This is a genomic window from Streptococcus sp. CF8_St5-11 (genome assembly GCF_024295625.1).
GTDB lineage: Bacteria > Bacillota > Bacilli > Lactobacillales > Streptococcaceae > Streptococcus.
Genome location: NZ_JANCOJ010000001.1, coordinates 588,288 through 614,944, shown reverse-complemented (window position 1 = coordinate 614,944; position 26,657 = coordinate 588,288). Strand labels below are relative to the sequence as shown.

Sequence of the window (26,657 nt, the reverse complement as noted above, 5' to 3'; positions counted from 1 at the left end):
CCGAGTGCTAGAAACCATAGTGTTTCTAGCACTTTTCTCACGGCGGAAAGTTTCAGTTGTATTTGAATGAGTCTTAAAAAATATATTATTTTAATTTTTGGGGTATCAATTAGGTTGTTTGACGTCAAAAAAGGCTGCAATCTCTTCTTCTGTCAGTCCGATCATGGGGGAGATAGTGTGGAGATTGTCTTCAGTCAGTCGATAGACAGTAGGCTTAGACGTCTCTGCTTTCGTTTCAACAGTTTCTTCCTTGCTTCGTGCAGATTCGACTGTAGCAGAAGCCGTTGCAACGGATGAAGAATAGTCTGTGGTTGCTTCGCCTCCGTCCAGGTTCTTGAAGCGTTCAACCAAATAGGTCTTGCGCGCTGTACCTGTATTTTTAGTAGCGAAATCAAAGGCGCTGTATTCTCCTAAGAGGATCAGTTTGCTCTTAGAGCGCGTGATGGCGGTATAGATCAAATTACGCTGCAACATCCGGTGGCTTTGATTCGTAATGGGTAAAATCACCACAGGAAATTCGCTTCCTTGCGATTTGTGAATACTCATCGCATAGGCTAAGCGAATCTTGTACCATTCATTGCGCGGGTAGACGATTTCATTGCCATCAAATTGGATAGTCAATTCATCTTGCTTGGATTCTGTATATTTTCCGGGGAGAAGATCGGTAATGTAGCCAATATCTCCATTAAAGACATTGCTTTCTGCATCATTGACCAGATGGATAACCTTGTCCCCCTCGCGGTATTGGCAGTCTGGTGTGTCAAAGACGACCTGATCTTTGACAGCTGGATTGAGAAGGTCTTGCATGAGTGTATTGATGTTGTCAATGCCAGCCTGGCCCTTGTACATCGGTGCCAAGACTTGGATATCTCGAGCCGGGATCTGACTGCGAAGGGCAGCAGAGGTGATCTGTTCGATCATCTTAGGGATGTGTTCGCTTCCGGCTTCGAAATAAGAGCGGTCGGCTTTTCGTTCTGTGAAATCTTGAGGAAGCTTGCCCTGGCGAATGTCTCCTGCAAGTGAGACAATGGTCGAATCTTCACTCTGACGGAAAATATGTTCGAGCTTGGTCTGAGGGATGCTTGGGATCTGCAAGAGATCCGCTAAGACCTGTCCAGGACTGACGGATGGTAATTGGTCGGCATCTCCCACAATCAAGAGTTTGGTATCGGTTGCGATGTTGCTGACTAATTGATTAGCCAACCAGGTATCGACCATGGAAAATTCGTCCACAATGATAAAGTCTGCGTCCAGATAGTCCTCTAAGTGGCTGGTGTCATCATCTCCTGTCATCCCCAAATGGCGGTGGATGGTGGCGCTCGGAAGTCCTGTTAGTTCATTCATGCGTCTAGCTGCCCGTCCCGTTGGAGCAGCCAAGAGGATCGGCAGGTCTTGTTTCTTCCGAAGATCCAGATGGTGGAGTTGGGCATAGACACTGATCATCCCATTGATAACAGTGGTCTTTCCTGTCCCCGGTCCCCCGGTGAGGATAAAGACCTTATTTTGGATAGCTTGGTGAATCGCCTCTTTTTGAATCGCATCGTAGCGAATCCCTAAATCTTTTTCAACCTCCTCAATCGCCTGGTTGATTTTCTCAGGGTCAAATGAAGTCGACTTTCCTTTTTCCAATAATCGACCGATATGACTACGAATCCCTTCCTCCGCAAAGAAAAGACTGTTGTCAAAGATCTTGGTGTCCACGTTTTGGACCTTGTCTTCCTCGATGAGGCGTCCTAATTCTTGGGCAACAGTGGAAGGATCCAATTCTACTGGACGAGCGGATTCTAACAGGTCAATGGTATAGCGCAGGAGGTCCTTGGCTTCGATGTAGGTATTTCCAGTCTCGATAGAGTAGCTAAAAAGGCTGTGGATCAGGCCCGCGCGGAAACGCTCAGGAGCATCACTTGCAATCCCCAATTCTTCGGCTAGTTGGTCCGCGATTTTAAAGCCCATGCCTTGGATATCTTCCACCAATCGGTAGGGCTGTTGCTCCACGATCTGGAGGGTTTCTTCCTTGTAGAAATCCTGGATCTGAAAGGCCAATTTATTGGGAATGCCATAGTTGGCTAGTTGGGCGAGAATGCGCTCCGTTCCGTAATTCTGACGGAGTTTTTCTACAAAAGCCAGGCGGTTTTTCTTGGAGAGACCTGTGATTTCTTCTAATTTTTCAGGAGCCTCCAAAATTTTGTCAATGGTATCGTCCCCATAGAGGTCCACGATTTTTTGGGCTGTTTTGAGACCAATTCCTTTAAAGTGATCGCTGGAAAAATATTTCACCAAGCCCTTGCTAGAGGGTTTGGCACGTTCATAGCGACTGATTTTGAGCTGTTCTCCGTATTTAGGATGATGGACCAGCTCCCCCCAGAAGGTGTAGTCTTCGCCTTCCATGATATCTGCCATGGTGCCCGTCACAATAATCTCAAAATCATCAAAGTCTTCGGCATCTGTATCGCTGATGTCGAGCAAGAGGATTCGAAAAAAACTGCTAGGATTTTCAAAAATAATGCGCTCAATAGTACCAGAAAAATAATATTCCATCATTTCTTTCCTTTTTATAAAGCGAGGCTGGGACATACTTGTCTCAGCCTCAGTCTGTTAATCTATACTAATAAGTTTTGAAAGGGTAGATCGGCCATAGTCTAAAGACGGCTTGTCCTTTGATTTGTTCTTTCTTGAAAGCTCCGACTTGACGGCTATCTTTTGAAACGATCCGGTCATCTCCAAGTAGGAGGTATTCATCGTCGAGCAACTTCAAGGTAAATTTAGGATTGCCATCCTTGTCTACTGTAAAAGCTTGGGCTGTATTGGCCAATTGGCGGAAGAGTTCTCCGTTTTCTTCGAACCCTTTTCCAGTGTATGTTGATTGCAATTTATCTTTTTTGAAACGAGCGATGTAGTCTTTCAAATAGGGCTCATTGGTCTTTTTTCCATTGATGTAGAGGGTATCGTTGTCGTACTGAATGGTATCTCCAGGAAGACCGATGACCCGCTTGACGATGTCCTTGGTTTTGCCGTCGTCGTCTTTTTCACTAGCAACGACAATGTCGAAACGATCAATCGAGAGGTGGTTGACCACAAGGAGATACTCGCTATCTGCTAGGGTTGGATCCATCGAATGGCCGTCCACCTTGACCGGAGCCCAGAGGTAGATGCGAGAGGCGATAATGAGACCAACAATAATACTGAAGAGGCCCCATTCTTTAAGGAATCTCACCACTGGTGAGCTAGATGACTGTTTTGAACTTCTTTTTGACATAACTTATCTTTCTAGTAATTTCTTTGCTTTTTCTGTGTTTTTAAAATGGAGTTTGGCACAATAATCCAGAGCTTTCATCCCGTAGGTCTGAAGCAATTTAGCAGCGACTTGGTCTGACTTTGCCCCTGCTCCACTAGGGAGATTAAAGCCAAGTTCCTTACCCAGATCTTCCAGATTTTGAAGGAAGAGATTGCGGGCGATGATGGAACTAACTGCAACAGCTAAATACTTACCTTCTGCTTTTTCTTCCAACTCAATGGCTTGGGTGACCTGATTTTTTTCAGCTTTCACATATTTTTGGTAGTTTTTAGCCGTCGTAAAGGCATCGATCACAATTCGCTCTGCTTGGACTCCTTTATTTAATAGAAGATAGATAGCCTGGTTGTGCAGGGCCACTTTGACCGAAACAGCATTGTAGCCAGAAGCAATGACTTCATTGTACTTCTTTGGAGATAATAAGAGTGCTTGGTGCTGGATGTTTTCCTCAAGGAGAGGAGCCAATTGCTGAATTTTTCGATCATCCAAGGTCTTTGAATCCCCAACACCGAGCTTTTTGAGCCAGTCGTGCTGGTCAGGTGTGACAAAGGATGCAACGACGGTAAGTCCACCAAAATAAGAGCCGTTTCCGACCTCGTCGGTTCCGATCATGGCTAGATCTTGTCCTGCAGATGAAGTAGTAGAACCTTTAGGGTTCCCAGCATCTTGCCCGAAAAAGGCCAGGTAAGGAGTAAGGTCATTGCCCTGAAGCAAGACTTTTCCAGACTTGTAGATCGAAACGGTCGCTCCCTCTAGTCGAAAGAAATAATCCATATGAGGATTCTTGCTTTGAGAGAGAGAACGGCGATAGGTATGGACAAAATCAAGGATTTGCTCCTGTGTTGGAGTGAGTGTCATACTTTCCATAACCACTATTGTACCACAAATTCAGGGAGAGAGGGAGCAAAAAGAAAGAAAGAATCTACTGGAAAATCCCTGTGAAGAGGGGCTTTGCTACTGACAAAGCTAGCCTTTTTTGGTATAATACCGTGAGGTGATTTTTATGGCGAGCTTAAATAGATATAAATTTACATTTGGAAACAAAGCGCTCACTTTAACAACCAACCATGATAATTTGTTTATGGAAGAAGTCGAACGTGTTGCGAAAGAAAAATACCAAGCAATTAAGGAACAAATGCCAGAGGCAGATGATGAAACCATCGCCATCTTATTGGCAGTAAACAGTTTGTCCATGCAACTGAATCGCGAGATTGAGTTTGATGACAAAGAAAAAGAATTAGATGATTTTCGTCGCAAGGCTTTAGACGACTTAAAGGATAAATCATCCAAATAAGAGGAGATACATGTTAACTTTCTTAATCTTATTGATTTTGGCATGGAGCTTTTATATTGGCTATGCAAGAGGGATTATCCTCCAGTCCTATTATTTTCTAGTGACCTTAGTGGCCCTCTTGATTGCAGGTGGTAGCTACAAGGGACTGGCCAAGGTGTTGTCTCTATGGGTTCCTTTTTCGAGTCCCACCCAGCAATCGGTGAATTATTTTTATGCCAACCGCTACCTATTTCAGTTAGATGACATCTTTTATGCAGGTTTAGCATATGTATTGATTTTTGCGATGGTCTACCTGATTGGTCGTGTGATTGGGATCTTTATGCACTTGGTACCTCAGCCAGAAAAACTGGAGGATCGCAAGTATCAAATTGGAGCGGGTGTGATCGCCGTCGTAATAACTCTCTTGGTCATCCAGATGGGCTTGACTGTCCTCTCAACGGTTCCCATGGCTTCCATCCAAAATAGACTCAATGCAAGTGGATTGATCCGCTTTATCATCCTTCATACCCCGATCAGTTCCAGTCTGTTCCACAACCTGTGGGTGACTGCGATTATCGGAGCTTAAGGAGCAAAAATGAAGAAAGGAGTGAGACAAGTCCGATTCAAGGAAGGACGCTCACTTTTTTTGTAGGAGAAACATGAACAAAAAAATCTTAGATATTCTGGAGTTTGACAAGGTCAAGCAACTCTTTGAACCCTATCTACAGACAGAACAAGGGGAGATGGAGCTAGCAGCCCTTACTCCAACTGATAAAAAAGAAAGCATCGAAACGGCCTTTATGGAGCTAGAAGATATGGAGCAGATCCTCTTGGAAGAGCCTCGTTTTGCCGTGTCGACCATTCAAGATGTTCGTCCAGTGGCCAAGCGTTTGGAGATGGAGGCATCCCTCAATATTGATGAATTACTAGCGTTAAAAGCTGTCCTTCGGGTGACACATGAGCTCAAGGATTTCTACGACAACTTGGAAAATGTCCGTCTGGAAAGGCTCAATCGCCTCTTTGACAACTTGGTGGATCTTCCTCGCCTACAAGGTGGGCTTCAAGCTATCAACGAAGGAGGCTTTGTCGAGTCTTTTGCCAGTGAAAAATTGGCCAAAATTCGTCGCCGAATCCAGGAAAATGAACACCAGGTCAGAGAGATTCTCCAAGACCTGCTAAAAAGCAAGGCCGATATGTTGGCGGATGCTGTGATTGCTAGTCGGAATGGCCGCAATGTTCTACCCGTAAAAAACACCTATCGTAACCGGATTGCAGGGGTGGTCCACGATATTTCTGCCAGCGGGAATACCGTTTATATCGAGCCTCGAGCAGTCGTCAATCTTAATGAAGAAATTGCCAACCATCGAGCCGATGAACGGTATGAAATCATTCAAATTCTGGAGGAATTGTCTGACACCCTGCGCCCTCACGCAGCAGAGATTGCTAACAACGCTTGGATTATCGGTCACTTAGACTTGATCAAGGCCAAGTATCGGTTTATGCGCGATTGTAAGGCTGTGGTACCAGAGGTTAGTAACAATCGCTCTATTCAGCTCTTGCAACTACGTCATCCCTTGATTGAAAATGCCGTCGCGAATGACCTGCATTTTACCGAAGACTTGACAGAAATCGTGATTACCGGTCCCAATACAGGGGGGAAAACCATCATGCTAAAAACGCTGGGACTAGCGCAAATTATGGCCCAGTCTGGTCTTCCCATCCTAGCGGATCCAGGTAGTCGTGTGGGCATCTTCTCACAGGTCTTTGCAGATATTGGAGATGAACAATCGATCGAGCAGAGCTTGTCGACCTTCTCCAGTCATATGACCAATATCGTATCTATCTTGAATCAAGTGGATACCGCCTCCTTGATCCTTCTGGATGAGTTAGGAGCTGGAACCGATCCTCAAGAGGGGGCTGGCCTTGCTATTGCTATCCTAGAAGACCTGCGTTTACGCGGGATTAAGACCATGGCGACAACCCACTATCCAGAGCTCAAGGCCTACGGAATTGAGACTGCAGGAGTGCAAAATGCCAGTATGGAATTTGACACAGCGAGTCTGCGTCCGACCTATCGCTTCATGCAAGGAGTTCCTGGTCGCTCCAATGCCTTTGAAATTGCCCGCCGTTTGGGCTTGTCTGAGACTATTATCCAGGATGCCATGAAGATGACCAATACGGATAATGATGTCAATCAAATTATTGAAAAATTGGAGGCGCAGACCTTAGAAAGTCGCAAGCGCTTGGATACCATTCAAGAGGTCGAGCAAGAAAATCTCAAATTCAATCGCGCTCTTCGAAAGCTCTATAACGAATTGACCAGAGAGAGAGAAACAGAGCTCAATAAGGCAAGAGAAGAGGCCAAGGAAATTGTGGACATGGCCCTCTCAGAGAGTGACCGTATCCTTCAAGGGCTTCACGCCAAATCCCAGTTGAAACCACATGAGATCATTGAGGCCAAGGCTCAGTTGAAAAAACTCGCTCCTGAAACCGTCGACCTTTCTAAAAATAAAGTCTTGAAAAAAGCCAAAAAGGCGCGTGCTCCTAAGGTAGGTGATGAAATCTTGGTTATCAGCTATGGGCAACGCGGAACCCTAGTCAAGCAACTCAAAGATGGTCGCTGGGAGGCGCAAGTCGGCTTGATCAAGATGACCTTGGAAGAAAAAGAATTCAACCTCATCAAGGCTGAAAAAGAAGCGGCTCAACCTAAGAAACGTCAGGTGAATGTCGTCAAACGTTCGAACACGAGTGGGCCGAGAGCGCGTCTGGACCTCCGTGGGAAACGCTATGAAGAGGCCATGCAAGAGCTAGATGGCTTTATCGATCAGGCCCTGCTCAACAACATGGCCCAAGTCGATATCATCCACGGGATCGGGACGGGAGTTATCCGTGAAGGGGTGACCAAGTACCTCCGTCGCAACAAACATGTCAAAAGTTTTGAATATGCCCCCCAAAATGCGGGTGGAAGTGGCGCAACCATTGTCACGTTTAAAGGGTAAGTTAAGTAATTCTGCAAAGAAATATAAATCTGTCTCATTTTTAGAATGAATTAGGAAAATACCGAAACTTTCCGCCGTGAGAAAAGTGCCTGAAACAATACAGTTTCAGGCACTCGGAATTATTGAGACCTTAGGCTCAATAATTAGTCATGGAACTTCTTCGAAGTTCGCTGACGTCCGTACTCACCTAAGGAAAGTTTCTAAGATAACTTTTTCTTCAATCTGAACCTAGCTGATAAACAGCTAGGTTTTTTAAAATTTTATAAAATGAAAATATTTGAAAGTTGTTGAAAAGGATTCACTTTTAAATCTGATTTTCAGTAGGTCCTCCCTTTTAAAAGTGCTATAATAGAGGCAATGAATGATTTGGGAGGATACGCATGCGTAAACGTAAAAGTGCAGATTCGTGTACAACGATTCTAGTCGGAAAAAATGCTAGCTATGATGGTTCGACCATTGTAGCACGAACAGAGGATTCTCAAAATGGCGTTTTTACGCCCAAGAAATTGATCGTGGTCAAACCAGAAGATCAACCGCGTCATTACAAGTCTATTTTATCATCTTTTGAAATCGACTTGCCAGATAATCCAGTTCGCTATACGGCGGTTCCAGATGCCATTCCTAAAGACGGGATCTGGGGAGAAGCTGGGATCAATATCTATAATGTCGCCATGAGTGAGACAGAGACCATTACGACCAATAGCCGTGTGCTAGGGGCCGATCCTCTTGTAGAGAGTGGCATCGGTGAGGAAGACATGCTGACCTTGGTCTTGCCTTATGTCAAGACTGCCCGCGAAGGGGTTTTGCGTCTCGGAAAGATTTTAGAAGAGTACGGAACCTATGAATCTAACGGGATTGCGATTTCAGATGTGAATGAAATCTGGTGGTTGGAAACCATCGGAGGTCACCACTGGATGGCGCGCCGTGTTCCAGATGATGCCTATGTGACCAACCCGAACCAACTGGGAAGTGATTATTTTGAATTTGGAAATCCAGGCGAGTTTCTCTGTGACCCAGATCTTGAAAATTTTGTCACAGAGCACCATTTGATTCTGGATCAAGAAGGAAAAGGTTTTAATCCACGCTATGCCTTTGGTAGCCAAAAAGACAAGGACCGTCACTACAATACACCGCGGGCTTGGGCCATCCAGCGTTTCCTTAATCCTGAAATTGAGCAGGATCCACGGAGCTTTGAGATTCCTTGGTGTCAAAAACCCTATCGCAAGGTGACGATTGAGGATGTGAAATATGTCTTGAGCAATCACTACCAAGATACCATCTACGATCCTTATGGACCGGAAGGAGATCACGTGAGTCAGAGGACTTTCCGAACGATTGGGATCAACCGGACCAGCCAGACAGCGATTCTGCAATTGCGTCCCAATAAACCACAAGAAACGACAGGCATCCAATGGATTTCTTATGGTTCGATGCCTTACAATACAGCCGTTCCTTTCTTTACCCAAGTGGATACAACGCCAGATTACTTTGCCAATACTACGGCTAAGGTGACAACGGATTCCTTCTACTGGGCTAACCGGATTATTGCAGGACTAGCAGATCCTCACTATGCCCACCATGTTGGGGATCTAGATGATTACCAAGAATCGACAATGGCCTGGGGACATGCACGTATCAATAAAGTTGATCGTGCCCTTGCAGCAGGTGAAACCGTCGATTTTGAGGCTGAAAACCAAGCCATGAGTGATCAGATTCAAGAAGCGACGGATCAACTCTTGGACAAGATTTTGCTCGATGCTAGCAACCTCATGACCAATCACTTCTCTTTGAGTGATTAAAAACCGTACATTTGCAGAAACCTTGCAAGATATTTTCATGAATCGTTGACAAAGCATTGAAAATCGATTAAAATAGAGAAAATTACATACGACCGAATGAAGTTTGCAGGAGCGTGAGTGACTGTGAATGGACGGAACTCTGGAGAGACCAGAAATGGCACCGAAGGGGCAAGGTAGAGGATGCATCTACTCAAACTCTCAGGTAAAAGGACAGAGCGAAAAATAGGGAAAGTCCCCTATTTTAAGCAGGACCAGAGTACATGTTTGACATGTACTCTTTCTTTTTCTCATTTCTGTCGAGCGGTCGATAAAAAGGAGACAGAGAATGGATCATGTATTGCAATTTTTTCAGCAACTCGATAATTTAGTATGGGGCGCCCCACTTTTGGTGCTCTTGGTAGGGACAGGGATCTACCTGACCCTTCGTTTGGGCTTGCTTCAGATACGCTATCTTCCAAAAGCCTTCCGCCTGATCTTTACAGAAGATGAGGGGCATGGGGATATCTCGAGTTTCGGAGCCCTTGCGACAGCCCTAGCGGCAACTGTAGGGACAGGGAATATCGTAGGGGTGGCTACAGCGATTCAGACAGGTGGCCCAGGTGCCCTCTTTTGGATGTGGATGGCAGCCTTCTTTGGAATGGCGACTAAGTATGCAGAAGGGCTCTTAGCTATTCGTTATCGGACCAAAGATGACAATGGGCACATCTCGGGTGGTCCCATGTACTACATTCTTAACGGGATGGGAGAGAAGTGGCGACCACTGGCTATTTTCTTTGCGGTTGCAGGTGTTCTGGTGGCTCTCTTTGGGATCGGAACCATGACCCAGGTTAATTCCATTACGGGATCTCTCCAAGCCAGTTTTGGAACAGCTCCAGAAGTGGCTAGTGTAGTGATTGCTCTGGTGGTTTCTACCATCATCTTTGGTGGGATTCACTGGATTTCGAAAGTTTCTGAAAAAGTGGTTCCTTTTATGGCTGCTGCCTATATCTTTGCGACTGTCACGATCATTGCCTTGCATCTGGACCAATTGCTTCCAGCCTTAAAATCGGTCTTTTCAGGTGCCTTCACAGGGACTGCAACCATAGGAGGTTTTGCAGGAGCAACGGTCAAAATGGCCATCCAAAAAGGGGTGGCGCGTGGTGTCTTCTCCAATGAATCGGGTCTTGGATCGGCTCCCATTGCAGCAGCTGCTGCGAAGACCAATGAACCTGTCGAGCAGGGCTTGATCTCGATGACAGGAACCTTTATTGATACCATTATCATCTGTAGTTTGACAGGACTTTCGCTCTTGGTTTCAGCTGAGTGGATGGCCAAGGGCAGCACGAGCACCTTGACTCAGGATACGTTTACAGGTGTCTTTGGCCCAGTTGGAGGTATTATCTTAACGCTGTGCTTGGTGCTGTTTGCGACAACGACCATTCTTGGATGGTCTTATTATGGAGAACGGTGTTTCGAATTCCTATTTGGTGTCAAACATATCAACCTCTACCGGGCTTTCTTTGTCTTAATGGTTGGACTTGGTGGTTTCCTCAAGTTAGACCTGGTCTGGGTCATTGCGGATATCGTCAATGGGCTTATGGCTCTGCCCAACTTGATTGCGCTCTTAGCCCTCTCCCCAGTCATTATCAAAGAAAGTAAACGCTACTTTAAGAAATAAGAAAACCCAGATCGCGAGGTCTGGGTTTTCTTGTCTATTTGAGATAGGATCTTTTAATAGCGTTTTTCTTTTGGCCAGCTGCTCATTTCTGCGATGGCAGTGAAGAGCACATCTGTCGAAGAGTTGAGGGCTGTTTCACAAGAGTCTTGAATGACCCCGATGATAAAGCCGACACTGACGACTTGCATGGCCAAATCGTTGGTGATGCCAAAGAGGCTACAAGCAACAGGGATGAGAAGGAGAGATCCTCCCGCAACTCCAGATGCTCCACAAGCAGAGATAGCCGCTACGACACTCAGAATGAGCGCCGTTCCAAAGTCAACCTGAATGTGCAAAGTATTGGCAGCAGCTAGCGTCAAAATATTGATCGTCACGGCTGCGCCTGCCATGTTAATGGTTGAACCAAGCGGAATGGAGACAGAATAGGTATCTGGATTCAGCCCCAATTCTTCACAGAGACGCATGTTGACAGGGATGTTGGCTGCAGAACTTCTGGTGAAGAAGGCTGTTACCCCACTGACACGAAGGCATTTAAAAACAAGGGGATAGGGATTCTTGCGGATCATGAAAAAGACGATCAATGGATTGATGACCAGAGCGACAAAAGCCATCGTTCCCACCAATACTACCAAGAGAATCCCGTAGTTACTAAGGGCACTGAGTCCTTGGCCAGCGATGGTCGTGAAGACTAAGCCCAAGATCCCAAATGGAGCTAGGTTGATAATCCACTCGACAATTTTTGAAGTGATATCTGCTAGGGTTTGCAGGAGGTCTTTACTATGTTCACTGGCCTCTCTCATGGCGATCCCAAAGACAGTGGCCCAAGAAAGGATCCCAATGTAGTTGGCTTGCTGCAAGGCGTTGACCGGGTTGTCGACGATCTTGAGTAAGAGGTTACTAATCACTTCGCCAATCCCGTTTGGAGAGGATCCTTCAGCGGCCTTTCCAGTCAGGGTAATGGTGATCGGGAAGATGTAATTGATCAAAACAGCGACGAAGGCAGCTGCAAAGGTTCCTAGGAGATAGAGGACGATGACCTTTTTCATATTGGTCTCTGTTCCTTTTTGGTGTTGGGAGAGAGCATTTGCGACGAGTGCAAAGACCAGAAGGGGTGCGATGGCACGGAGCCCCCCGACAAAGAACTGACCTAAGAGTCCAATCCCAGTTGCTTTCGGAAATACAAGTGCTAGAACGACACCAAGTACAATCCCGATTGCGATCCTTTTCATAAGGTTGGTTTTATTCCAAGTGGTAATCAGTCGATGAATCATGTAAGGCCTCCTTAAAAAATAATTAAGGAATATTATACGATAGTTAGGGGGCAAAAGCAATGAAATTTTTAAAAAATAGCCTTATTTCCGAATATTTGATATAATCATACTATTCTTTGTTAGAAAGGCCCGAATAAATGAGTCAAGCTTTCCAACGTTATTTCAGTAAAATAGACTGGACAAAGATTTTTGATGACCTAATTTCAAAATGCATCTCCCTGATTTTTGTCTTTCTCTTATTTTTTATCGCTAAAAAGGTCATCCATAGCCTGGTCAAGCGGATATTAACCCCTTCTTTTAAGTATACGGTGCAGGATGAAGCCCGTAAAAAAACCATTCTCCGTTTAGTAGAGAGTCTCTTGAACTACTGCTTATATTTTATCTTGATCTACTGGATCTTGTCGCTCCTCGGTCTTCCAGTCTCTAGTCTATTGGCTGGTGCTGGGATTGCTGGGGTGGCGATCGGGATGGGAGCCCAGGGCTTCCTTTCCGATTTGGTCAATGGTTTCTTTATCCTTTTAGAACGCCAGTTGGACGTGGGAGACAATGTTCGTCTCACGAATGGGTCTATTAATATTGCCGGCATCGTCAGCAGTGTCGGGATTCGCACGACCCAGGTGCGGGACTTTGATGGGACTCTCCACTTTGTCCCGAATCGCAACATCACCGTCGTCAGCAATCTCTCACGTGGTGATATGCGCGTGCTGATCGATATTCCGCTAGATGCAAATACCGATCTCGACAAGATCTATCAGGTGATTGCTCAGGTCAATCAGTCTGAACAAGACAAACACCCAGAAGTGTTGACAGGTCCTACGATTTTAGGCCCACAGATTGAAAAAAATGGTCGTTATTCTTTCCGTATTGCGATGACTGCACAAAATGGAACTCAGACGACTGTCTATCATACCTACTATAAACTCTACCATGATGCCTTGATGGAAGCAGGGATTAGCCTACCGACAGGAAAGAACGGGATCATGTAACACAAAAAAGAGGCTGGGACAAAAGTCCTAGCCTCTCAATTGTTTTTGGATTGTCGAGCAAGACGCAGTGGTTGAGTGGGCTCTACTACGCTGATTTCATCAGCTTTTACAGCACTACTCAACTGTGCGGAGGTGGGACGACGAAATCGAATTCTAACGAATTACCGATTTCTGTCCCACTCTCTTTTTTAGTCTATTTTAAGTGGCAGTATTTGAAATCCAGCTTTTTAATCTGGTCCCAATTTTTTCGAGCTTCTGGTGGCAAGACGATGAGTTGCTTGCGCATCATAGTCGTGATTTCAAGATTTAAGGATTCGATCGGGAGGGCAATGGCTACTGAACTTTTTGCCCTTTGGATCTTGTCCATGCAATATTCAATATGATGGCAAGCTGCGCCGGTCTGTGATTGACGGCTAGCTGCGATTTCTTGTCGCATATTGGAGAGTAATTGGACCAATTCAGACTTAAGGAATTCGATCGTATCTGATTTTTCTTGAGCTAAAAGAAACATAAGCACACCTCCTTTTGCTATAGTTTAATACTAATTTATTAAAAATGCAAGGGGGTAAAGTAAAAAAAATAAAATTTTTTTAGAAAAAGATACAGAAAAAAAGAAGGCTCACATCTCCCCACTAGAGACGGTCGAGCCCCTTGTCTTAAAAATGGTTTTTCTCCCTTGGTCGGGTTGACTTGATAGAGGTCGGTAGCTACAAAAAAACTCCTGAAACATACTGGTTTCAGGAGTTGAGAGGCTTTGACCCGAAGGTCTCAAAGAAAAATATCGATTGATTATACAAGACCTTGTGCAATCATCGCGTTTGCGACATTTTCAAAGGCAGCGATGTTGGCACCTGCAAGGTAATCTTTACCAAGACCGTAAGTTTCTGCAGTTGTTTTAGCAGTGTTGAAGATGTTGGTCATGATGTCTTTCAAACGTCCGTCCACTTCTTCGCGTGTCCATGAAAGACGTTGGCTGTTTTGGCTCATTTCAAGAGCAGATACAGCAACCCCACCAGCATTGGCTGCTTTAGCAGGTCCGTAAAGGATACCATTTTCTTTGTATACGTTGATGGCATCGATGTTACTTGGCATGTTTGCTCCTTCAGAGACAACTTTCACACCTTGAGCGACCAAACGTTTTGCAGCATCGCCATCGATTTCGTTTTGAGTTGCACATGGAAGAGCGATGTCATAGTTACCAGCATAAGTCCATACAGAACCTTCGTAGTAAGTAGCAGTTGGTTTTTCAGCAGCGTATTCAGTCAAACGTGCACGACGTTTTTCTTTGACGTCTGTAAGAAGGTCGAAGTCAATACCGTTTTCGTCGATCACGTAACCGTTTGAGTCAGATACAGAGATAACAGTTGCACCAAGTTCAGTTGCTTTTTGAAGAGCGTATTGAGCAACGTTACCAGAACCTGAAATCACGACTTTCTTACCAGCAAAGCTGTCGCCGTTGGCTTTGAGCATTTCTTCAGTGTAGTAAACCAAACCATAACCAGTAGCTTCTGGACGGATCAAGCTACCACCGAAACCAAGAGGTTTACCAGTCAAGACACCAGCATCAAATTGGCGAAGGCGTTTGTATTGACCGTAAAGGTATCCGATTTCACGTCCACCGACCCCGATATCACCAGCTGGGACGTCAAGAGAAGGACCGATGTGTTTTTGCAATTCAGTCATGAAGCTTTGGCAGAAACGCATCACTTCAGCGTCTGTTTTTCCTTTAGGATCGAAGTCAGATCCACCTTTACCACCACCGATAGGAAGACCAGTCAAGACGTTTTTGAAGATTTGTTCAAATCCGAGGAATTTCAAGATCCCTTGGTTAACAGTTGGGTGGAAACGAAGACCACCTTTGTAAGGACCTACAGCAGAGTTGAATTGAACACGGTAACCACGGTTTACTTGGATGTTTCCTTCACGGTCAACCCAAGGAACACGGAAAGAAATCACGCGTTCAGGTTCTGTAATACGAGCCAAAATGTTTTCTTCGATGTATTCAGGATGTTTTTCAAAAACAGGTTCCAAAGTGCTGAGGAACTCTTCAACAGCTTGAAGGAATTCAGCTTCGTGGCCGTTACGAGCTTTTACAGTTTCGAAAGTGCTTTGGATATATTCTTTAGCAGTTGTCATGTTAATTCTCCTTTGTGAATGAAACGAAAACCAGCAAACCCGCTAGGGGAATGGCTTTGAGACAGTTGACAAACAATGTCACGTTTTATTACATGGATCATTATAGCAGACTTTTTTTGGCTTGTAAAGAAAAAAGTTGAATTTTCTGAAAATTTTATTGCGGCTAGGAAACTCCGAATGTTTGGAAGAATTTTTAGCTTTGTTTGTCCGGAAGCTTCCAAGTGATGGTATAATGAAAGAAGAAAATAGAGAGCATCCCGAACGATTCTGTTGATGGGTGTTTCAAAAAGGAGTACAAGATGGTATCGACAAAAACGCAAATTGCTGGTTTTGAATTTGACAACTGCCTGATGAATGCGGCGGGTGTAGCCTGTATGACTACTGAGGAATTAGAGGAAGTGAAAAACTCAGCTGCTGGGACTTTTGTGACCAAGACAGCGACCTTAGAATTCCGTGCAGGAAATCCCGAGCCACGCTATCATGATGTGCCACTTGGTTCGATCAATTCGATGGGCCTTCCCAACCAAGGCTTGGATTATTATTTGGATTACTTATTGGAGTTGCAAAAAATAGATCCTGACCGGACCTTCTTCTTATCTCTTGTCGGCATGTCTCCTGAAGAGACCCATACCATCTTGAAAAAGGTGCAAGACAGCGACTTTAAAGGCTTGACAGAACTGAACCTCTCTTGCCCTAATGTCCCTGGGAAACCTCAGATTGCTTATGACTTTGATACGACTGATCGGATCTTGTCAGAGGTCTTTGCCTATTTCACCAAACCTCTAGGTATCAAGTTACCCCCTTATTTTGACATCGTTCATTTTGATCAAGCAGCAGCGATCTTTAACAAATACCCGCTTAAGTTTGTCAATTGTGTCAATTCCGTAGGGAATGGTCTCTACATTGAAGATGAATCCGTGGTAATTCGTCCGAAGAACGGCTTTGGTGGGATTGGTGGAGAGTATGTCAAACCAACTGCCCTTGCTAATGTTCATGCCTTTTACCAACGCCTGAATCCAGAAATTCAGATTATAGGGACTGGTGGTGTCTTGACCGGTCGTGATGCCTTTGAACATATTCTATGTGGGGCTAGTATGGTACAAATCGGAACTACGCTTCATAAAGAAGGAGTGGGGGCTTTTGAACGCATCACTGCGGAACTCAAAGCCATCATGGAAGAAAAAGGCTACCAAAGCCTGGAAGACTTCCGTGGCAAATTGCGCTACATTGACTAATCTTTCGAAAAGAACTTCCTCAAGTAGAAACTTGGGGAAGTTTTTTATAGTTTCTTGTCAAGAGAGAACATTCTGTTCCTAGTTTTAGGAATTTTCCATTTTTATAGAGAGAAAAAGGTGTACAATGGAGGTGAAAAGGAAGGTGATTGCTATGGAAGAAAGGGATGTGATTCAAGAGGCAAGGACGACGGTCAGCCTTCTTCAAACAGCCTTTTTGAAAGGATTCACCCCCAGTCCAGATGCCTTTCGATTTCGAGAAAATCTGGAGCAGATGTTGAAAGGTTTACGAAAGGCTAGGCGGGTAGACAATCGCTTGTTGATCGAGTTGGAAAAGTTTTATCAGACCGCCAGTCTATTGATTGGTCTGGGCGGGCTAGCATTGAACGAAGAAGCCTTTCAAGCTTGGCGAGCTTATGATCACTGGCATTATGAGGTAGTGAAGCCTCAGTTACAGGTCTACGGACCGACGGTGGTTTTGTAGTTGATACTAGCTTTGTGTTTGTCCACAGATATTCAGAGGAGGTGTTGGTCATGGTAGTTCTTCATGATTTTCTACATCAGTTAAGCATTTCGTTTTGGAATTTCTACTACTCGCTCTTTTTCTTATTTGAAAAATAAGAAGGATTGAATCCCTTTTACATATAGTAGAAGGGATTTTTGATGCAGAATCCTTGAAAATCTGAGGCTCTTGGATTATGATGGAGCTAATAGATGAGAAGCGTTCCTTGTGGGGAATGCAGGAAGTGAGGAAAAAAGATGGCAGAGATTTATTTAGCAGGTGGCTGTTTTTGGGGCTTGGAGGAATATTTTTCACGGATCCCCGGTGTAGAACAGACGACGGTGGGCTATGCCAATGGCCAGGTAGAAACGACCAATTACCAACTGATTAAGGAAACGGATCATGCAGAGACTGTACAAGTTATCTACGATCCAGACAAGATCACTCTACGAGCGATTCTGCTCTACTATTTCCGGGTGATCGATCCCTTATCCATTAACAAACAGGGAAATGATCGAGGCCGCCAATATAGGACGGGTGTCTATTATACAGACGAGGCAGATCGTGAAGTGATCGCCCAAGTGTTTGCGGAAGAAGAGAAGCAACTGGGACGCAAAATTGCGGTTGAACTAGAACCCTTGCGCCACTATATTTTGGCGGAGGACTACCATCAAGACTACCTGAAGAAGAATCCTGGAGGCTATTGCCATATCGATGTGACAGATGCTGAGCAGCCCTTGATTGATCCAGCAGCTTATCAGAAGCCAGATCAAGAAATCCTAAAGGCGAAACTGACAGCAGAGCAGTACCAAGTCACTCAAGAAAGCGCGACGGAACGTCCTTTCCACAATGCCTATGACCAGACCTTTGAAGAGGGGATCTATGTGGATATTACGACGGGGGAGCCTCTCTTTTTTGCCAAGGATAAGTTTGCGTCTGGCTGTGGCTGGCCAAGTTTCTCCCGTCCCGTTGCCAAAGATGTCGTCCACTATTACCAGGACCATAGCCACGGGATGGAGCGGATCGAAGTTCGTTCCCGCTCAGGCAATGCCCATCTAGGCCATGTCTTCACCGATGGACCAAAAGACCAGGGTGGTCTTCGCTATTGTATCAATTCGGCCTCTCTGCGCTTTATTCCAAAAGAGGAAATGGAGCAAGAAGGCTATGATTATTTGTTAAAAGCTTTGAAATAATAGAAAAAGCATCTTAGAAACTTTCCTTAGGTGAGTACGGACGTCAGCGAACTTCATAGAAGTTCCATGACTTAGTTTTGGACCTAAGGTTCCAAAACTCCCGAGTGCCTGAAACATCATTGTTTCAGGCACTTTTCTCACATCGGAAAGTTTCAGTAGATGCTTGCATCAGTTGAAAATTGTGATGATGTTTTCTGCAATACCACTTGGGTTGCCTTAGGTAAGAAAAAAATCCACATTCTGAGAGACAGAAGCCACTTTTATAAATAAGGAGCATGATTTTCAAGTTAGGGTGCTTTTTAAGGAAAATATGAAAAGGTTTTCGTTATTCTAACAAAGTATGTGTTAAAATTAGTATAAGATGTAATTAGTAGAGATGTACTGATGATGAAAGATTTAAAAAAAGAGATTGGGAAAAAAATAAAATCTACACGACTAGATAGAAAATATACACAAGCAGATATTTGCGATGATGAAACTGAATTGACTATTCGGCAATTAGCCCGAATTGAGAATGGTCAGGCTATGCCCACTGTACCCAAATTAATATATTTAGCGAAAAAACTGAATGTCGAAGTTCAGTATTTTGTTGATATTGACAAAATTGAAATACCAAAAGATTATCTAAGGTTAAAGAAAGAATTGGTAGATAGTCCGACCTATGCGGATCGAGAACGAATTGAGCGGAAACAAGCGATTTTAGAAGAAATTGGGGAATGTTACTACGATCTTCTTCCAGAGGATGAACAATTACTTATAGATGTGATTCAAGCGCGTCTAGATATTTATAATAGTTCTGATGTGAGATATGGTTTTGCTCTTTTAGAAGAATACTTTCAACAAATCTTAAAGAAAACAATTTATACGGTTAATGATTTGTTAATTATTGAACTCTACTTTTTTTGCTGTGCTGTAGGATTAGAAGATAAAAGGTATTTTCAGGAGTTGGCTGATAAAGTAATGCTTGACATAGATTATAGGGACAAGGAATACCTGACACAGTTGGAAAAAATATTGCTTGTTTTGCTAGCTCAGTTGGAAGAAAAATGTACGCTTAAATATATTCAAACTTTCGAAGATGTAATTGATAAGACGAGACATGTTTATTACAAACCTCTTATTTATATGTTTAAAGCAAAATATATGCTCCATGTGGAAAAGAGCAAGGAGAAATCTGAGGAGTTGTATGGAAAGGCAATTACATTTGCTGAATTATTGGATGATGAAGTGCTGGTACAAAGATTATTAGAAGAAAAAAAGAACGATTTTTAGCAACCCGACGTTTAAGTCATGTTGCTTTTTTCATTTTATGTTAGACTGAAATCATAAAAAAGGCAAAGATATCAGAAAACTTTATTTCCTACAGTAGGATATATAACTGTTTGTTGAATCGGTATATTTTGGATGTTGTAGGACGATCTTTTAGTTGATTCATTTCCCAAACATTCATTTTAGAGAAAAGGAGTTTATGATGAAAAAAAGAAATTTGTGGTTAACGATTTTTGCGCTTTCGGCTATGGTGACTCTGATTGGATTAGGATTTACTGCCTATAATCATTTAGTATTTCATCAACCTTTTATGAATCGGACGACAAAAGGGTTGCTTTCGGCGTTTTTCCTAAGTCTTGTCATGGTTGCAATCAGCTTGTCCAAATCAAACGATAAAAAGTGATGATCGATCATTTATATGAATCAATCAACTGTGCAAGAGCAGGACGATGAAGCGTTTCTAAACAATGGCGTTTCTGTCCTGCTCTCTTTTTTCTCTTCTTAAAAATTGTGATACAATGAAGAGAAAGTATTTCAATGACAGCTCAATCTGTTGGCGGATCATTGGAGAAACCGGATATGAAGAAGAGGTAGAAATGATAGAGAAATGGGAGAATGTGAAAGGGACCATCAAAACGATGGGAAAAGAGCTATCGGCGGCCTTTGACTGGGCTTTTGATCGTCTCTTTTCAAGGATTCAGCTGACCAATGAACAGTTTGTCTATGTGCTCTTGTCAGTCGTTTTTATCGTGGCTAATGCCATCTTGTGGGTGCAAAAGTTCCAAGGCTTTCCGATCACCGCAACCGAACGGCCAGAGGTTGTGTACAAGGCAAAAACACCGGCTGATCAGATTCCTCATACAGCGCGGATCATGGCGAATGGAGACCAGCTCTACCATGATTTGCTTTATATGAGCGCGCAAAAAGAAGATGGAAGCTATGATTTTCATGAAAATTATGAGTATGTCAAACCCTGGCTACAAAAAGCAGATCTAGCCTTGGGTGATTTTGAGGGAACCATCAACCCAAATTACTATTTGTCAGGTTATCCTCTTTTTAATGCGCCGAGCGAGGTCGTACCAGCTATCAAGGATGCTGGTTATGATGTCATGGATTTGGGACACAACCATATCTTGGATTCCGGTCTAGAAGGGGTCTATTCGACAGCCAAGGCCTTTGAAGATGCAGGCATCACACCTGTCGGTGTCTACACGCATGAAAAGAGAGGACAGGCCCCCTTGGTGATCAAGGAAGTGAATGGCATCAAGATTGCTATTCTAGCCTACGCTTATGGGTTTAATGGAATGGAAACGACCCTTACTCCAGAGGAGCAAGCAGATGTCTTGTCTGATCTGGATGAAGAGCGGATGAAGGCGGAGATCCAAAAGGCGGAGCAAGAGGCCGATATCACCATTGTCATGCCCCAAATGGGAATCGAGTACCAGTTGGAGCCGACAGAAGAGCAAAAAGAGCTCTACCACAAGATGGTTTCTTGGGGAGCTGATATTGTCTTTGGCGGGCATCCCCATGTTGTAGAGCCTGCTGAAGTGGTCAATAAAGATGGTCAAAACAAGCTTATCATCTACTCAATGGGGAATTTCCTGTCCAATCAGCGTCTGGAAACCATGGGGGATGTGGAGACTGCCCAATGGACAGAGCGAGGGGTCTTGATGGATGTGACCATCGAAAAGGTTGGTCGCAAGACACGGATTAAGACGGCTACTGCCCATCCAACCTGGGTCAGTCGGACTCCGAAGGGAACGTATTCTCCTGAAGGATATGAGTTGTACAAGTACCAGACCTATATCTTGGAAGATTTTATCCAGGGTGGCAAATACCGCGACAAGCTGGATGAGGAGACCAAGGAAAGAGTGGACACGGCATACCGAGAAATGAAGGAACATGTTCACTTGGACTGGCTTCAGAGTGGAAAGGAATAGAGTATGGAAGGAAATGTGAACTGGATCCCGCTTGGGATCCTAGGATTGATCGTGGTGATTTGGGCAACCAAATTTCTTACGGCCATCCGTCTCAAGCAAAAGCTGAAGAAGGCTTGGGATGGAGCGCCTTTCTTTCGCAAGAAAGATACAGAAGAAAGTTTGATAGACAGCCTGGCTTATCCGGCTAAGGGACAGACGATCGATAGCCAAGTGGATGATCAGACCTGGCATGATTTGGCTTTAGATGCGGTCTTTGATCAGCTCAACTATACCCAATCGAGCCTTGGAGCAGAGGCTCTCTATCAAAAAATGCGCCTGCTGGAATTCCAGCCTCAGGACCAGCTTCATGACTTAGAAGCCTTCTTTGAAGAGCATCCTGATTTGCGCCTCAAGGTCCAGGTCATTTTCAACCAACTGGGCAAGAAGAACCACAACATGGCGCGGAGCATTGTCGCAAATCCCGGCAAGCGTTATGCAGGTTTGCCCCTCTATCTAGCCTTGGCCTGCCTTCCTATTCTCTGTCTCTTTGCCATCCCCTTTGAGCCAGTCGGGGCCATTACCCTCTTGGTGATCAGTGTGGTCTTTAATATCGTCTTTTCGAGTTTGCGCAATTGGTCCAATAAAATCCGTCTGGACAATGTTAGCTATTTGGTCCGTAGCTTTGCTTCGGCAGAACGCTTAAGCCATCTAGCCTTGCCACAACAAGAAGAACTCAAGCAGGCAGTCAAACCCTTTAAGAAAACGCGGATCCTTGCCAGTGTCTTGCAGAGTCCAACGGGGACCTCTGAGATGGAAATCATTCTCCTCTACCTTAATGTCCTCTTTTTACTCCCGCAGATCGCTCAGGTTTATATTTACAATCAGGTGAAGGCTCATCAAAAAGAGGCCCAGAAGCTTCTGGATCTGCTAGGGGAGATGGAAGTTGCTATTAGTCTCTTGCGCCACAAAAGAGATCTAGAAGTGGTCTGCCAGCCAGTCTTTACGGCAACGGGCGGAATTGAAGGTGAGACGCTCTATCATCCCTTGCTGTCCAATCCGATTGCGAATGATGTGCATTTTCAAAAAAATATGGTCATCAGTGGGGACAATGCTTCCGGAAAATCGACCTATTTGAAAACTGTCGCTATCAATGCTATTCTGGCTCAAGGATTAGGCTTTGCCTATGGAGAAAGATTGACCCTTCCTTACGGTCATGTCCTAACAGCTATGGATGTGAGCGATGACATTGAAGTTGGAGATAGCTACTTCATCACCGAAAGTAAAGCTATTTTGCGCATGATTCAGCATCTGAAAAAGCCTGGTTTTCACTACTTCTTTATTGATGAGCTCTTTAAGGGGACCAATACCATCGAACGGATCGGATCAGGCCTTGGGATTGTCCGCTGGTTGGCTGCTCAAAACTGTCTCTACATGATCTCCAGTCATGATATTGAGCTGGTCGCAGCCTCTGGTGAGGTCAATGATAATTACCATTTTGACAGTCGCTATGTGGATGGCAAGATCGTCTTTGACTACCAGATCAAGCCAGGGTCAGCCGTGACCAAGAATGCGGTCAATACCCTAGAAAGTCTGCATTATCCAGAGGAGATTACGCAAACAGCCAAGGACTTGATTGACCAGTATGAAGAGACGGGACACTGGTCTTTGAAAGAAATTGAAAAAGAATGAAAATGAACGAAGGAGTTTGTAAATGATCGGTTTAGGGACCCTCTATAATGCCTTAGGGGTCGTATTTGGTGGGCTTTTAGGATTGCTCATCGGTCAACGTTTGTCAGAAGATTTTCATGAGACCCTTCTGAAAGTGACGGGTGTTGCTGTTTTTGTCTTAGGCATCGCAGGGACCTTGGAAAAGATGCTGGTGGTGCATGGAAGTCATGTGGAAAGTCACGGCAGTATGATGTTGATACTGAGTCTAGTGATCGGGACCGTTATCGGGGAACTCTTGAAGATCGAGGAGGGCTTTGAGCGCCTGGGAAACTGGCTGAAGGAAAAGACGGGCAACCAAGGCGATACTAGCTTTGTCGATGCCTTTATGACCACGGCCTTGACCATTTGTATCGGGGCTATGGCGGTGGTCGGAGCCGTACAGGATGGCCTGACAGGCGACACCTCGACCTTGTTGGCCAAGGCTATTCTGGATATGGTTATCGTTCTGGTCTTGACCGTTTCAAAAGGAAAGGGCGCGATCTTTGCGGTGGTCCCACTCGTGATCTTTCAGGGGGCGATTACGCTGTTGGCCCATTTGATCGCACCGATCATGACCCCACAAGCGCTGTCGAATCTCTCACTAGTCGGCTCCAGCCTCATTCTCTGTGTTGGGATCAACCTCATCTGGGGCAAACGAATCAAGGTCGCCAACCTCCTTCCAGCAGTGTTGATTGCCATTATTTGGGCTTTTGTTGGGTGAAAAATAGAAGCTAAGCAGTAAAGACTGGTTAGCTTTTTTTAAAATTCACATGAGGCAAGAAACTACAAAAATCAAGGTGTCAGTGGAAATAGATTGCAGACTTTTTTACATAAAACAATTTAAGTGATCCTAAAAAAAATTAAAATGATATATACTATTAGGCTCATTCAAATACTCACTGAAACTTTCCGCCGTGAGAAAAGTGCCTGAAACATAATTGTTTCAGGCACTCGGGAGTTTTGAAACTTTAGGTTCAAAACTAAGTCATGGAACTTCTTTGAAGTTCGCTGACGTCCGTACTCACCTAAGGAAAGTTTCTAAGATGATTTTGTATCCAATCTGAATTATTTTCTTTTTCTTTTGCAAATACGGGAATTCATTTATGGAAAACCTGATTTTTGGTATGATAGTCGTAATTTCGAATAGGGAGGTTGGTGTCGCCATGAGTGATTTGAATCAGACAGTTGAATTTATTAAAGAAATCGAGAAATTAAAGTCAGTAACAAGGTTTAATAAAACCCTTGATGGACGGTTTGAAAATAGTGCCGAGCATTCTTGGCAGGGTACGATAGCTGCGATGGTTCTGCAAGATTATTATCCTGAAAAATTGAATATGGAAAAGGTGATTTCTATGTTACTGATCCATGATTTAGGTGAGATTTATGCTGGAGATACTTGGGTATTTGATGATGAAAAAAAGCTTCATGCTCATGATAGAGAGCTAGCATCTATAGAAAAAACAATGAGTCTCCTTCCAGAAGCAACATATTTGAATATGAAAAATTCGTGGTTGGAGTTTGAAAAAGGGCAGAGTCCTGAGGCAAGATATGCAAGAGTGATTGACGCTTTGGTACCACTGATCAATCACTTGGAAGTGTCAGAAGTCAATTATAATCCTGATCATATCCGTTCAGAGATGGTATTAGAAAAGAAAAAATTTATAAAAAGTGAGTCCAAAGCGTTATGGAAACTGACGGAAGAGTTGGTTCAGGAAAGTGTAGAAAAGGGATTATATTTATGATATCACTTGGTCTTTAGTAGCAACTTTCAGACTAAAAGTAAACCACCTGTTTTCACGGGTGGTTTTGACTTGCTTGATCTGTGGTATAATGGGAACAGATAGTTTGCACCCTATGAAAGGGAAAAGGTTAGATTGTATGATTAAGTTGATTGCAACAGATATGGATGGAACCTTATTAGATGAACGAGGAGAGGTGGACCTTCCGCGTCTGGAAAGGCTGTTGGACCACTTGGATCAAAAAGGGATTCGCTTTGTCATTGCGACGGGAAATGAAATCCATCGCATGCGCCAGCTCTTGGGTCCTTTGGTCAAGCGGGTGACCCTGGTCGTCGCCAACGGAGCTCGGATTTTTGAGAATGACCAGATGGTTCTAGGAAAATTCTGGGATCGGGAATTGGTGGAGGCGGTTCTTGCTTATTTTAAGGGACGGGAAATTTCAGATCAATTGGTTGTATCAGCTGTCAATGGTGGCTTTGTCAAGGAAGGCACGGTCTTTACAGAAGTTGAAAAATTCATGCAGCCGGAAGTGATTGAAGCCTTGTACAAGCGAATGAAGTTTGTTCCGGAATTGACAGCCGATTTGTTTGACCAGGTGCTTAAAATGAGCTTGGTGGTTGGCTTAGATCGTCTTGATCAAGTGAGTCAGGAAGTCCAACAGGCTTTTGGAGATCAGCTCATGGCGGTTTCGAGCGGTTTTGGGAGCATGGATCTCTTACAAGCAGGTATTCACAAGGCTTGGGGACTGGCTCAATTAATGGAGAAATGGCAGCTTGATGCTAGTCAGGTTATGGCCTTTGGGGATAGCGGAAACGACATCGAAATGCTTGAAATGGCTGGTCACTCCTATGCGGTGGCCAATGCAGAAGAAGCTGTCAAGGCTGTTGCCAAACACCTAGCACCGAGCCATCAAGAAGGCGGTGTCTACCAAGTGATCGAAGAGTATCTAGGACTGACCCCCTGGGAACAAGTGAAAGGAAAGAAGTAGATGGCGGTACAACTGTTAGAAGACTGGCTCTTAAAGGAGCAGGAGAAAATTTTAACAACCTATCGGGAGCTCAATCAAGCCCCTCTAAAGGAGCCTGGTTTGATCTTTATCGGAGACTCCATCGTAGAGTATTTCCCCATTCATGAACTATTACAAAGTCCCAAACACATGGTCAATCGAGGAGTACGAGGCTATAAGACGGATCTCCTTCGTAAGCATCTAGACGCCCATGTTTTTGGGACGGCGGTGGATCAGATCTTTCTCTTGATCGGGACCAATGATATCGGAAAAGAAATTCCTCAAAAGGAAACCTTGGACAACGTAGAAACGGTCTTACAAGCAATTATGAGAGATTTTCCGCTGACCCACATCAACCTGATCTCGGTTTTACCGGTGAGTCAAGAAGAGCGCTACAAACAAAAGGTCTATGTCCGGACCAATGAAAAAATTCAAGCCCTCAATCAGACTTATCAAGAATTGGCCCAAGCCTACCGCCAGGTCAGCTATGTCGATGTGTATTCGTCTTTATTGGATGAAGTGGGGCAGTTAGCAGAAGCCTATACGACAGATGGCCTCCATCTAAGTGTGGCCGGGTATCGCATCCTAGCCCAAGCTCTGCAGGAGATAGTATAGAGATAAAAATAGGGAGTGAAAAAAGCCCAATCAGACAGATCTTCAAAGGAAGATTTGTTTTT

Annotated in this window: 23 protein-coding genes and 1 riboswitch; of the genes, 17 read left to right on the top strand and 6 right to left on the bottom strand. The window is 44.3% G+C overall.

Features of this window, described 5'->3' with window-relative positions; genetic code table 11:
• Positions 1 to 105: 105 nt before the first annotated feature.
• From NMM13_RS02865 to rnhC, 3 genes are all read right to left on the bottom strand, one after another.
• Positions 106 to 2,538: an ATP-dependent RecD-like DNA helicase gene (locus NMM13_RS02865; RefSeq protein ID WP_254727624.1), complete on the bottom strand. Its 2,433-nt coding sequence runs from the start codon at positions 2,536 to 2,538 to the stop codon at positions 106 to 108.
• A gap of 67 nt (positions 2,539 to 2,605) precedes the next feature.
• Entirely contained in the window at positions 2,606 to 3,256 is a 651-nt protein-coding gene (gene lepB, locus NMM13_RS02860) for a signal peptidase I (RefSeq protein ID WP_070590042.1), read from the bottom strand.
• A 3-nt stretch (positions 3,257 to 3,259) separates the two neighbouring features.
• Positions 3,260 to 4,159 (bottom strand): ribonuclease HIII, encoded by a 900-nt coding sequence (rnhC, locus tag NMM13_RS02855; RefSeq protein ID WP_129299446.1) that lies wholly within the window; start codon positions 4,157 to 4,159, stop codon positions 3,260 to 3,262.
• A 136-nt stretch (positions 4,160 to 4,295) separates the two neighbouring features.
• Here rnhC and NMM13_RS02850 point away from each other — a divergent pair, with 136 nt between their 5' ends.
• From NMM13_RS02850 to NMM13_RS02830, 5 genes are all read left to right on the top strand, one after another.
• A complete protein-coding gene (locus NMM13_RS02850; RefSeq protein WP_003005477.1) occupies positions 4,296 to 4,586 on the top strand; it encodes a hypothetical protein in 291 nt (96 codons plus the stop codon).
• Positions 4,587 to 4,596: 10 nt separating this feature from the next.
• Entirely contained in the window at positions 4,597 to 5,151 is a 555-nt protein-coding gene (locus NMM13_RS02845) for a CvpA family protein (RefSeq protein ID WP_003008795.1), read from the top strand.
• Between the two features lie 73 nt (positions 5,152 to 5,224).
• Positions 5,225 to 7,564 (top strand): endonuclease MutS2, encoded by a 2,340-nt coding sequence (locus NMM13_RS02840; RefSeq protein ID WP_070586850.1) that lies wholly within the window; start codon positions 5,225 to 5,227, stop codon positions 7,562 to 7,564.
• A 380-nt stretch (positions 7,565 to 7,944) separates the two neighbouring features.
• The gene (locus NMM13_RS02835; RefSeq protein WP_254727492.1) at positions 7,945 to 9,363 is read left to right on the top strand and encodes a C69 family dipeptidase; all 1,419 of its coding nucleotides are present in this window, start codon (positions 7,945 to 7,947) and stop codon (positions 9,361 to 9,363) included.
• Between the two features lie 129 nt (positions 9,364 to 9,492).
• Positions 9,493 to 9,587: riboswitch (glycine riboswitch) on the top strand.
• A 101-nt stretch (positions 9,588 to 9,688) separates the two neighbouring features.
• Positions 9,689 to 11,020 (top strand): sodium:alanine symporter family protein, encoded by a 1,332-nt coding sequence (locus tag NMM13_RS02830; RefSeq protein WP_201037322.1) that lies wholly within the window; start codon positions 9,689 to 9,691, stop codon positions 11,018 to 11,020.
• A gap of 53 nt (positions 11,021 to 11,073) precedes the next feature.
• Here NMM13_RS02830 and sstT read toward each other — a convergent pair whose 3' ends face one another.
• Positions 11,074 to 12,291: a serine/threonine transporter SstT gene (sstT, locus tag NMM13_RS02825; protein WP_254727490.1), complete on the bottom strand. Its 1,218-nt coding sequence runs from the start codon at positions 12,289 to 12,291 to the stop codon at positions 11,074 to 11,076.
• A gap of 137 nt (positions 12,292 to 12,428) precedes the next feature.
• On the opposite strand from sstT, the gene NMM13_RS02820 reads away from it, so the two are divergent.
• Positions 12,429 to 13,277 (top strand): mechanosensitive ion channel family protein, encoded by an 849-nt coding sequence (locus tag NMM13_RS02820; protein ID WP_254727487.1) that lies wholly within the window; start codon positions 12,429 to 12,431, stop codon positions 13,275 to 13,277.
• A 193-nt stretch (positions 13,278 to 13,470) separates the two neighbouring features.
• Here NMM13_RS02820 and NMM13_RS02815 read toward each other — a convergent pair whose 3' ends face one another.
• Entirely contained in the window at positions 13,471 to 13,788 is a 318-nt protein-coding gene (locus tag NMM13_RS02815) for a hypothetical protein (protein WP_254727484.1), read from the bottom strand.
• Positions 13,789 to 14,066: 278 nt separating this feature from the next.
• Positions 14,067 to 15,413 carry an NADP-specific glutamate dehydrogenase gene (gdhA, locus tag NMM13_RS02810; protein ID WP_003004977.1) on the bottom strand — a complete coding sequence of 449 codons (1,347 nt, stop codon included), beginning with the start codon at positions 15,411 to 15,413 and terminating at the stop codon, positions 14,067 to 14,069.
• Between the two features lie 299 nt (positions 15,414 to 15,712).
• Between gdhA and NMM13_RS02805 the strand changes: the two genes are divergently transcribed.
• The 11 genes from NMM13_RS02805 (at position 15,713) to NMM13_RS02755 (ending at position 26,595) form a co-directional block, all read left to right on the top strand.
• Complete coding sequence (locus tag NMM13_RS02805; protein WP_201037318.1) at positions 15,713 to 16,648, top strand: dihydroorotate oxidase; 936 nt, start codon at positions 15,713 to 15,715, stop codon at positions 16,646 to 16,648.
• 124 nt (positions 16,649 to 16,772) lie between these two features.
• Positions 16,773 to 17,129, top strand: a complete 357-nt coding sequence (locus NMM13_RS02800; RefSeq protein ID WP_049514572.1) for a hypothetical protein — start codon at positions 16,773 to 16,775, stop codon at positions 17,127 to 17,129.
• Positions 17,130 to 17,404: 275 nt separating this feature from the next.
• Positions 17,405 to 18,340 (top strand): peptide-methionine (R)-S-oxide reductase MsrB, encoded by a 936-nt coding sequence (gene msrB, locus NMM13_RS02795; protein ID WP_254727481.1) that lies wholly within the window; start codon positions 17,405 to 17,407, stop codon positions 18,338 to 18,340.
• 384 nt (positions 18,341 to 18,724) lie between these two features.
• Complete coding sequence (locus tag NMM13_RS02790) at positions 18,725 to 19,612, top strand: XRE family transcriptional regulator (protein ID WP_254727478.1); 888 nt, start codon at positions 18,725 to 18,727, stop codon at positions 19,610 to 19,612.
• Positions 19,613 to 19,811: 199 nt separating this feature from the next.
• The gene (locus NMM13_RS02785; RefSeq protein ID WP_254727475.1) at positions 19,812 to 20,012 is read left to right on the top strand and encodes a hypothetical protein; all 201 of its coding nucleotides are present in this window, start codon (positions 19,812 to 19,814) and stop codon (positions 20,010 to 20,012) included.
• Between the two features lie 235 nt (positions 20,013 to 20,247).
• Positions 20,248 to 21,549, top strand: coding sequence for a CapA family protein (locus tag NMM13_RS02780; RefSeq protein WP_254727621.1), 1,302 nt, complete (start codon positions 20,248 to 20,250; stop codon positions 21,547 to 21,549).
• Positions 21,550 to 21,552: 3 nt separating this feature from the next.
• Positions 21,553 to 23,217: a hypothetical protein gene (locus NMM13_RS02775; RefSeq protein ID WP_254727472.1), complete on the top strand. Its 1,665-nt coding sequence runs from the start codon at positions 21,553 to 21,555 to the stop codon at positions 23,215 to 23,217.
• Positions 23,218 to 23,239: 22 nt separating this feature from the next.
• Entirely contained in the window at positions 23,240 to 23,956 is a 717-nt protein-coding gene (locus NMM13_RS02770) for a DUF554 domain-containing protein (protein ID WP_254727469.1), read from the top strand.
• 442 nt (positions 23,957 to 24,398) lie between these two features.
• The gene (locus NMM13_RS02765; RefSeq protein ID WP_254727619.1) at positions 24,399 to 24,977 is read left to right on the top strand and encodes an HD family hydrolase; all 579 of its coding nucleotides are present in this window, start codon (positions 24,399 to 24,401) and stop codon (positions 24,975 to 24,977) included.
• 136 nt (positions 24,978 to 25,113) lie between these two features.
• The gene (locus tag NMM13_RS02760) at positions 25,114 to 25,962 is read left to right on the top strand and encodes a Cof-type HAD-IIB family hydrolase (protein ID WP_254727466.1); all 849 of its coding nucleotides are present in this window, start codon (positions 25,114 to 25,116) and stop codon (positions 25,960 to 25,962) included.
• On the top strand, positions 25,963 to 26,595 hold the full coding sequence (locus tag NMM13_RS02755) for an SGNH/GDSL hydrolase family protein (protein WP_254727463.1): 633 nt from the start codon (positions 25,963 to 25,965) through the stop codon (positions 26,593 to 26,595).
• Positions 26,596 to 26,657: the final 62 nt, after the last annotated feature.

Bases quoted from the DNA above. Each gene is read 5' to 3' on its own strand.
- NMM13_RS02785 (WP_254727475.1), top strand. From the start codon at position 19,812: ATGAAAAAAAGAAATTTGTGGTTAACGATTTTTGCGCTTTCGGCTATG.
- NMM13_RS02780 (WP_254727621.1), top strand. From the start codon at position 20,248: ATGGGAAAAGAGCTATCGGCGGCCTTTGACTGGGCTTTTGATCGTCTC.
- NMM13_RS02755 (WP_254727463.1), top strand. From the start codon at position 25,963: ATGGCGGTACAACTGTTAGAAGACTGGCTCTTAAAGGAGCAGGAGAAA.
- NMM13_RS02865 (WP_254727624.1), bottom strand. From the start codon at position 2,538: ATGGAATATTATTTTTCTGGTACTATTGAGCGCATTATTTTTGAAAAT.
- NMM13_RS02800 (WP_049514572.1), top strand. From the start codon at position 16,773: ATGGAGGTGAAAAGGAAGGTGATTGCTATGGAAGAAAGGGATGTGATT.
- rnhC (WP_129299446.1), bottom strand. From the start codon at position 4,159: ATGGAAAGTATGACACTCACTCCAACACAGGAGCAAATCCTTGATTTT.
- gdhA (WP_003004977.1), bottom strand. From the start codon at position 15,413: ATGACAACTGCTAAAGAATATATCCAAAGCACTTTCGAAACTGTAAAA.
- NMM13_RS02840 (WP_070586850.1), top strand. From the start codon at position 5,225: ATGAACAAAAAAATCTTAGATATTCTGGAGTTTGACAAGGTCAAGCAA.
- NMM13_RS02790 (WP_254727478.1), top strand. From the start codon at position 18,725: ATGATGAAAGATTTAAAAAAAGAGATTGGGAAAAAAATAAAATCTACA.
- NMM13_RS02815 (WP_254727484.1), bottom strand. From the start codon at position 13,788: ATGTTTCTTTTAGCTCAAGAAAAATCAGATACGATCGAATTCCTTAAG.
- NMM13_RS02845 (WP_003008795.1), top strand. From the start codon at position 4,597: ATGTTAACTTTCTTAATCTTATTGATTTTGGCATGGAGCTTTTATATT.
- NMM13_RS02805 (WP_201037318.1), top strand. From the start codon at position 15,713: ATGGTATCGACAAAAACGCAAATTGCTGGTTTTGAATTTGACAACTGC.
- NMM13_RS02820 (WP_254727487.1), top strand. From the start codon at position 12,429: ATGAGTCAAGCTTTCCAACGTTATTTCAGTAAAATAGACTGGACAAAG.
- sstT (WP_254727490.1), bottom strand. From the start codon at position 12,291: ATGATTCATCGACTGATTACCACTTGGAATAAAACCAACCTTATGAAA.
- NMM13_RS02760 (WP_254727466.1), top strand. From the start codon at position 25,114: ATGATTAAGTTGATTGCAACAGATATGGATGGAACCTTATTAGATGAA.
- lepB (WP_070590042.1), bottom strand. From the start codon at position 3,256: ATGTCAAAAAGAAGTTCAAAACAGTCATCTAGCTCACCAGTGGTGAGA.
- NMM13_RS02835 (WP_254727492.1), top strand. From the start codon at position 7,945: ATGCGTAAACGTAAAAGTGCAGATTCGTGTACAACGATTCTAGTCGGA.
- NMM13_RS02850 (WP_003005477.1), top strand. From the start codon at position 4,296: ATGGCGAGCTTAAATAGATATAAATTTACATTTGGAAACAAAGCGCTC.
- msrB (WP_254727481.1), top strand. From the start codon at position 17,405: ATGGCAGAGATTTATTTAGCAGGTGGCTGTTTTTGGGGCTTGGAGGAA.
- NMM13_RS02765 (WP_254727619.1), top strand. From the start codon at position 24,399: ATGAGTGATTTGAATCAGACAGTTGAATTTATTAAAGAAATCGAGAAA.
- NMM13_RS02770 (WP_254727469.1), top strand. From the start codon at position 23,240: ATGATCGGTTTAGGGACCCTCTATAATGCCTTAGGGGTCGTATTTGGT.
- NMM13_RS02775 (WP_254727472.1), top strand. From the start codon at position 21,553: ATGGAAGGAAATGTGAACTGGATCCCGCTTGGGATCCTAGGATTGATC.
- NMM13_RS02830 (WP_201037322.1), top strand. From the start codon at position 9,689: ATGGATCATGTATTGCAATTTTTTCAGCAACTCGATAATTTAGTATGG.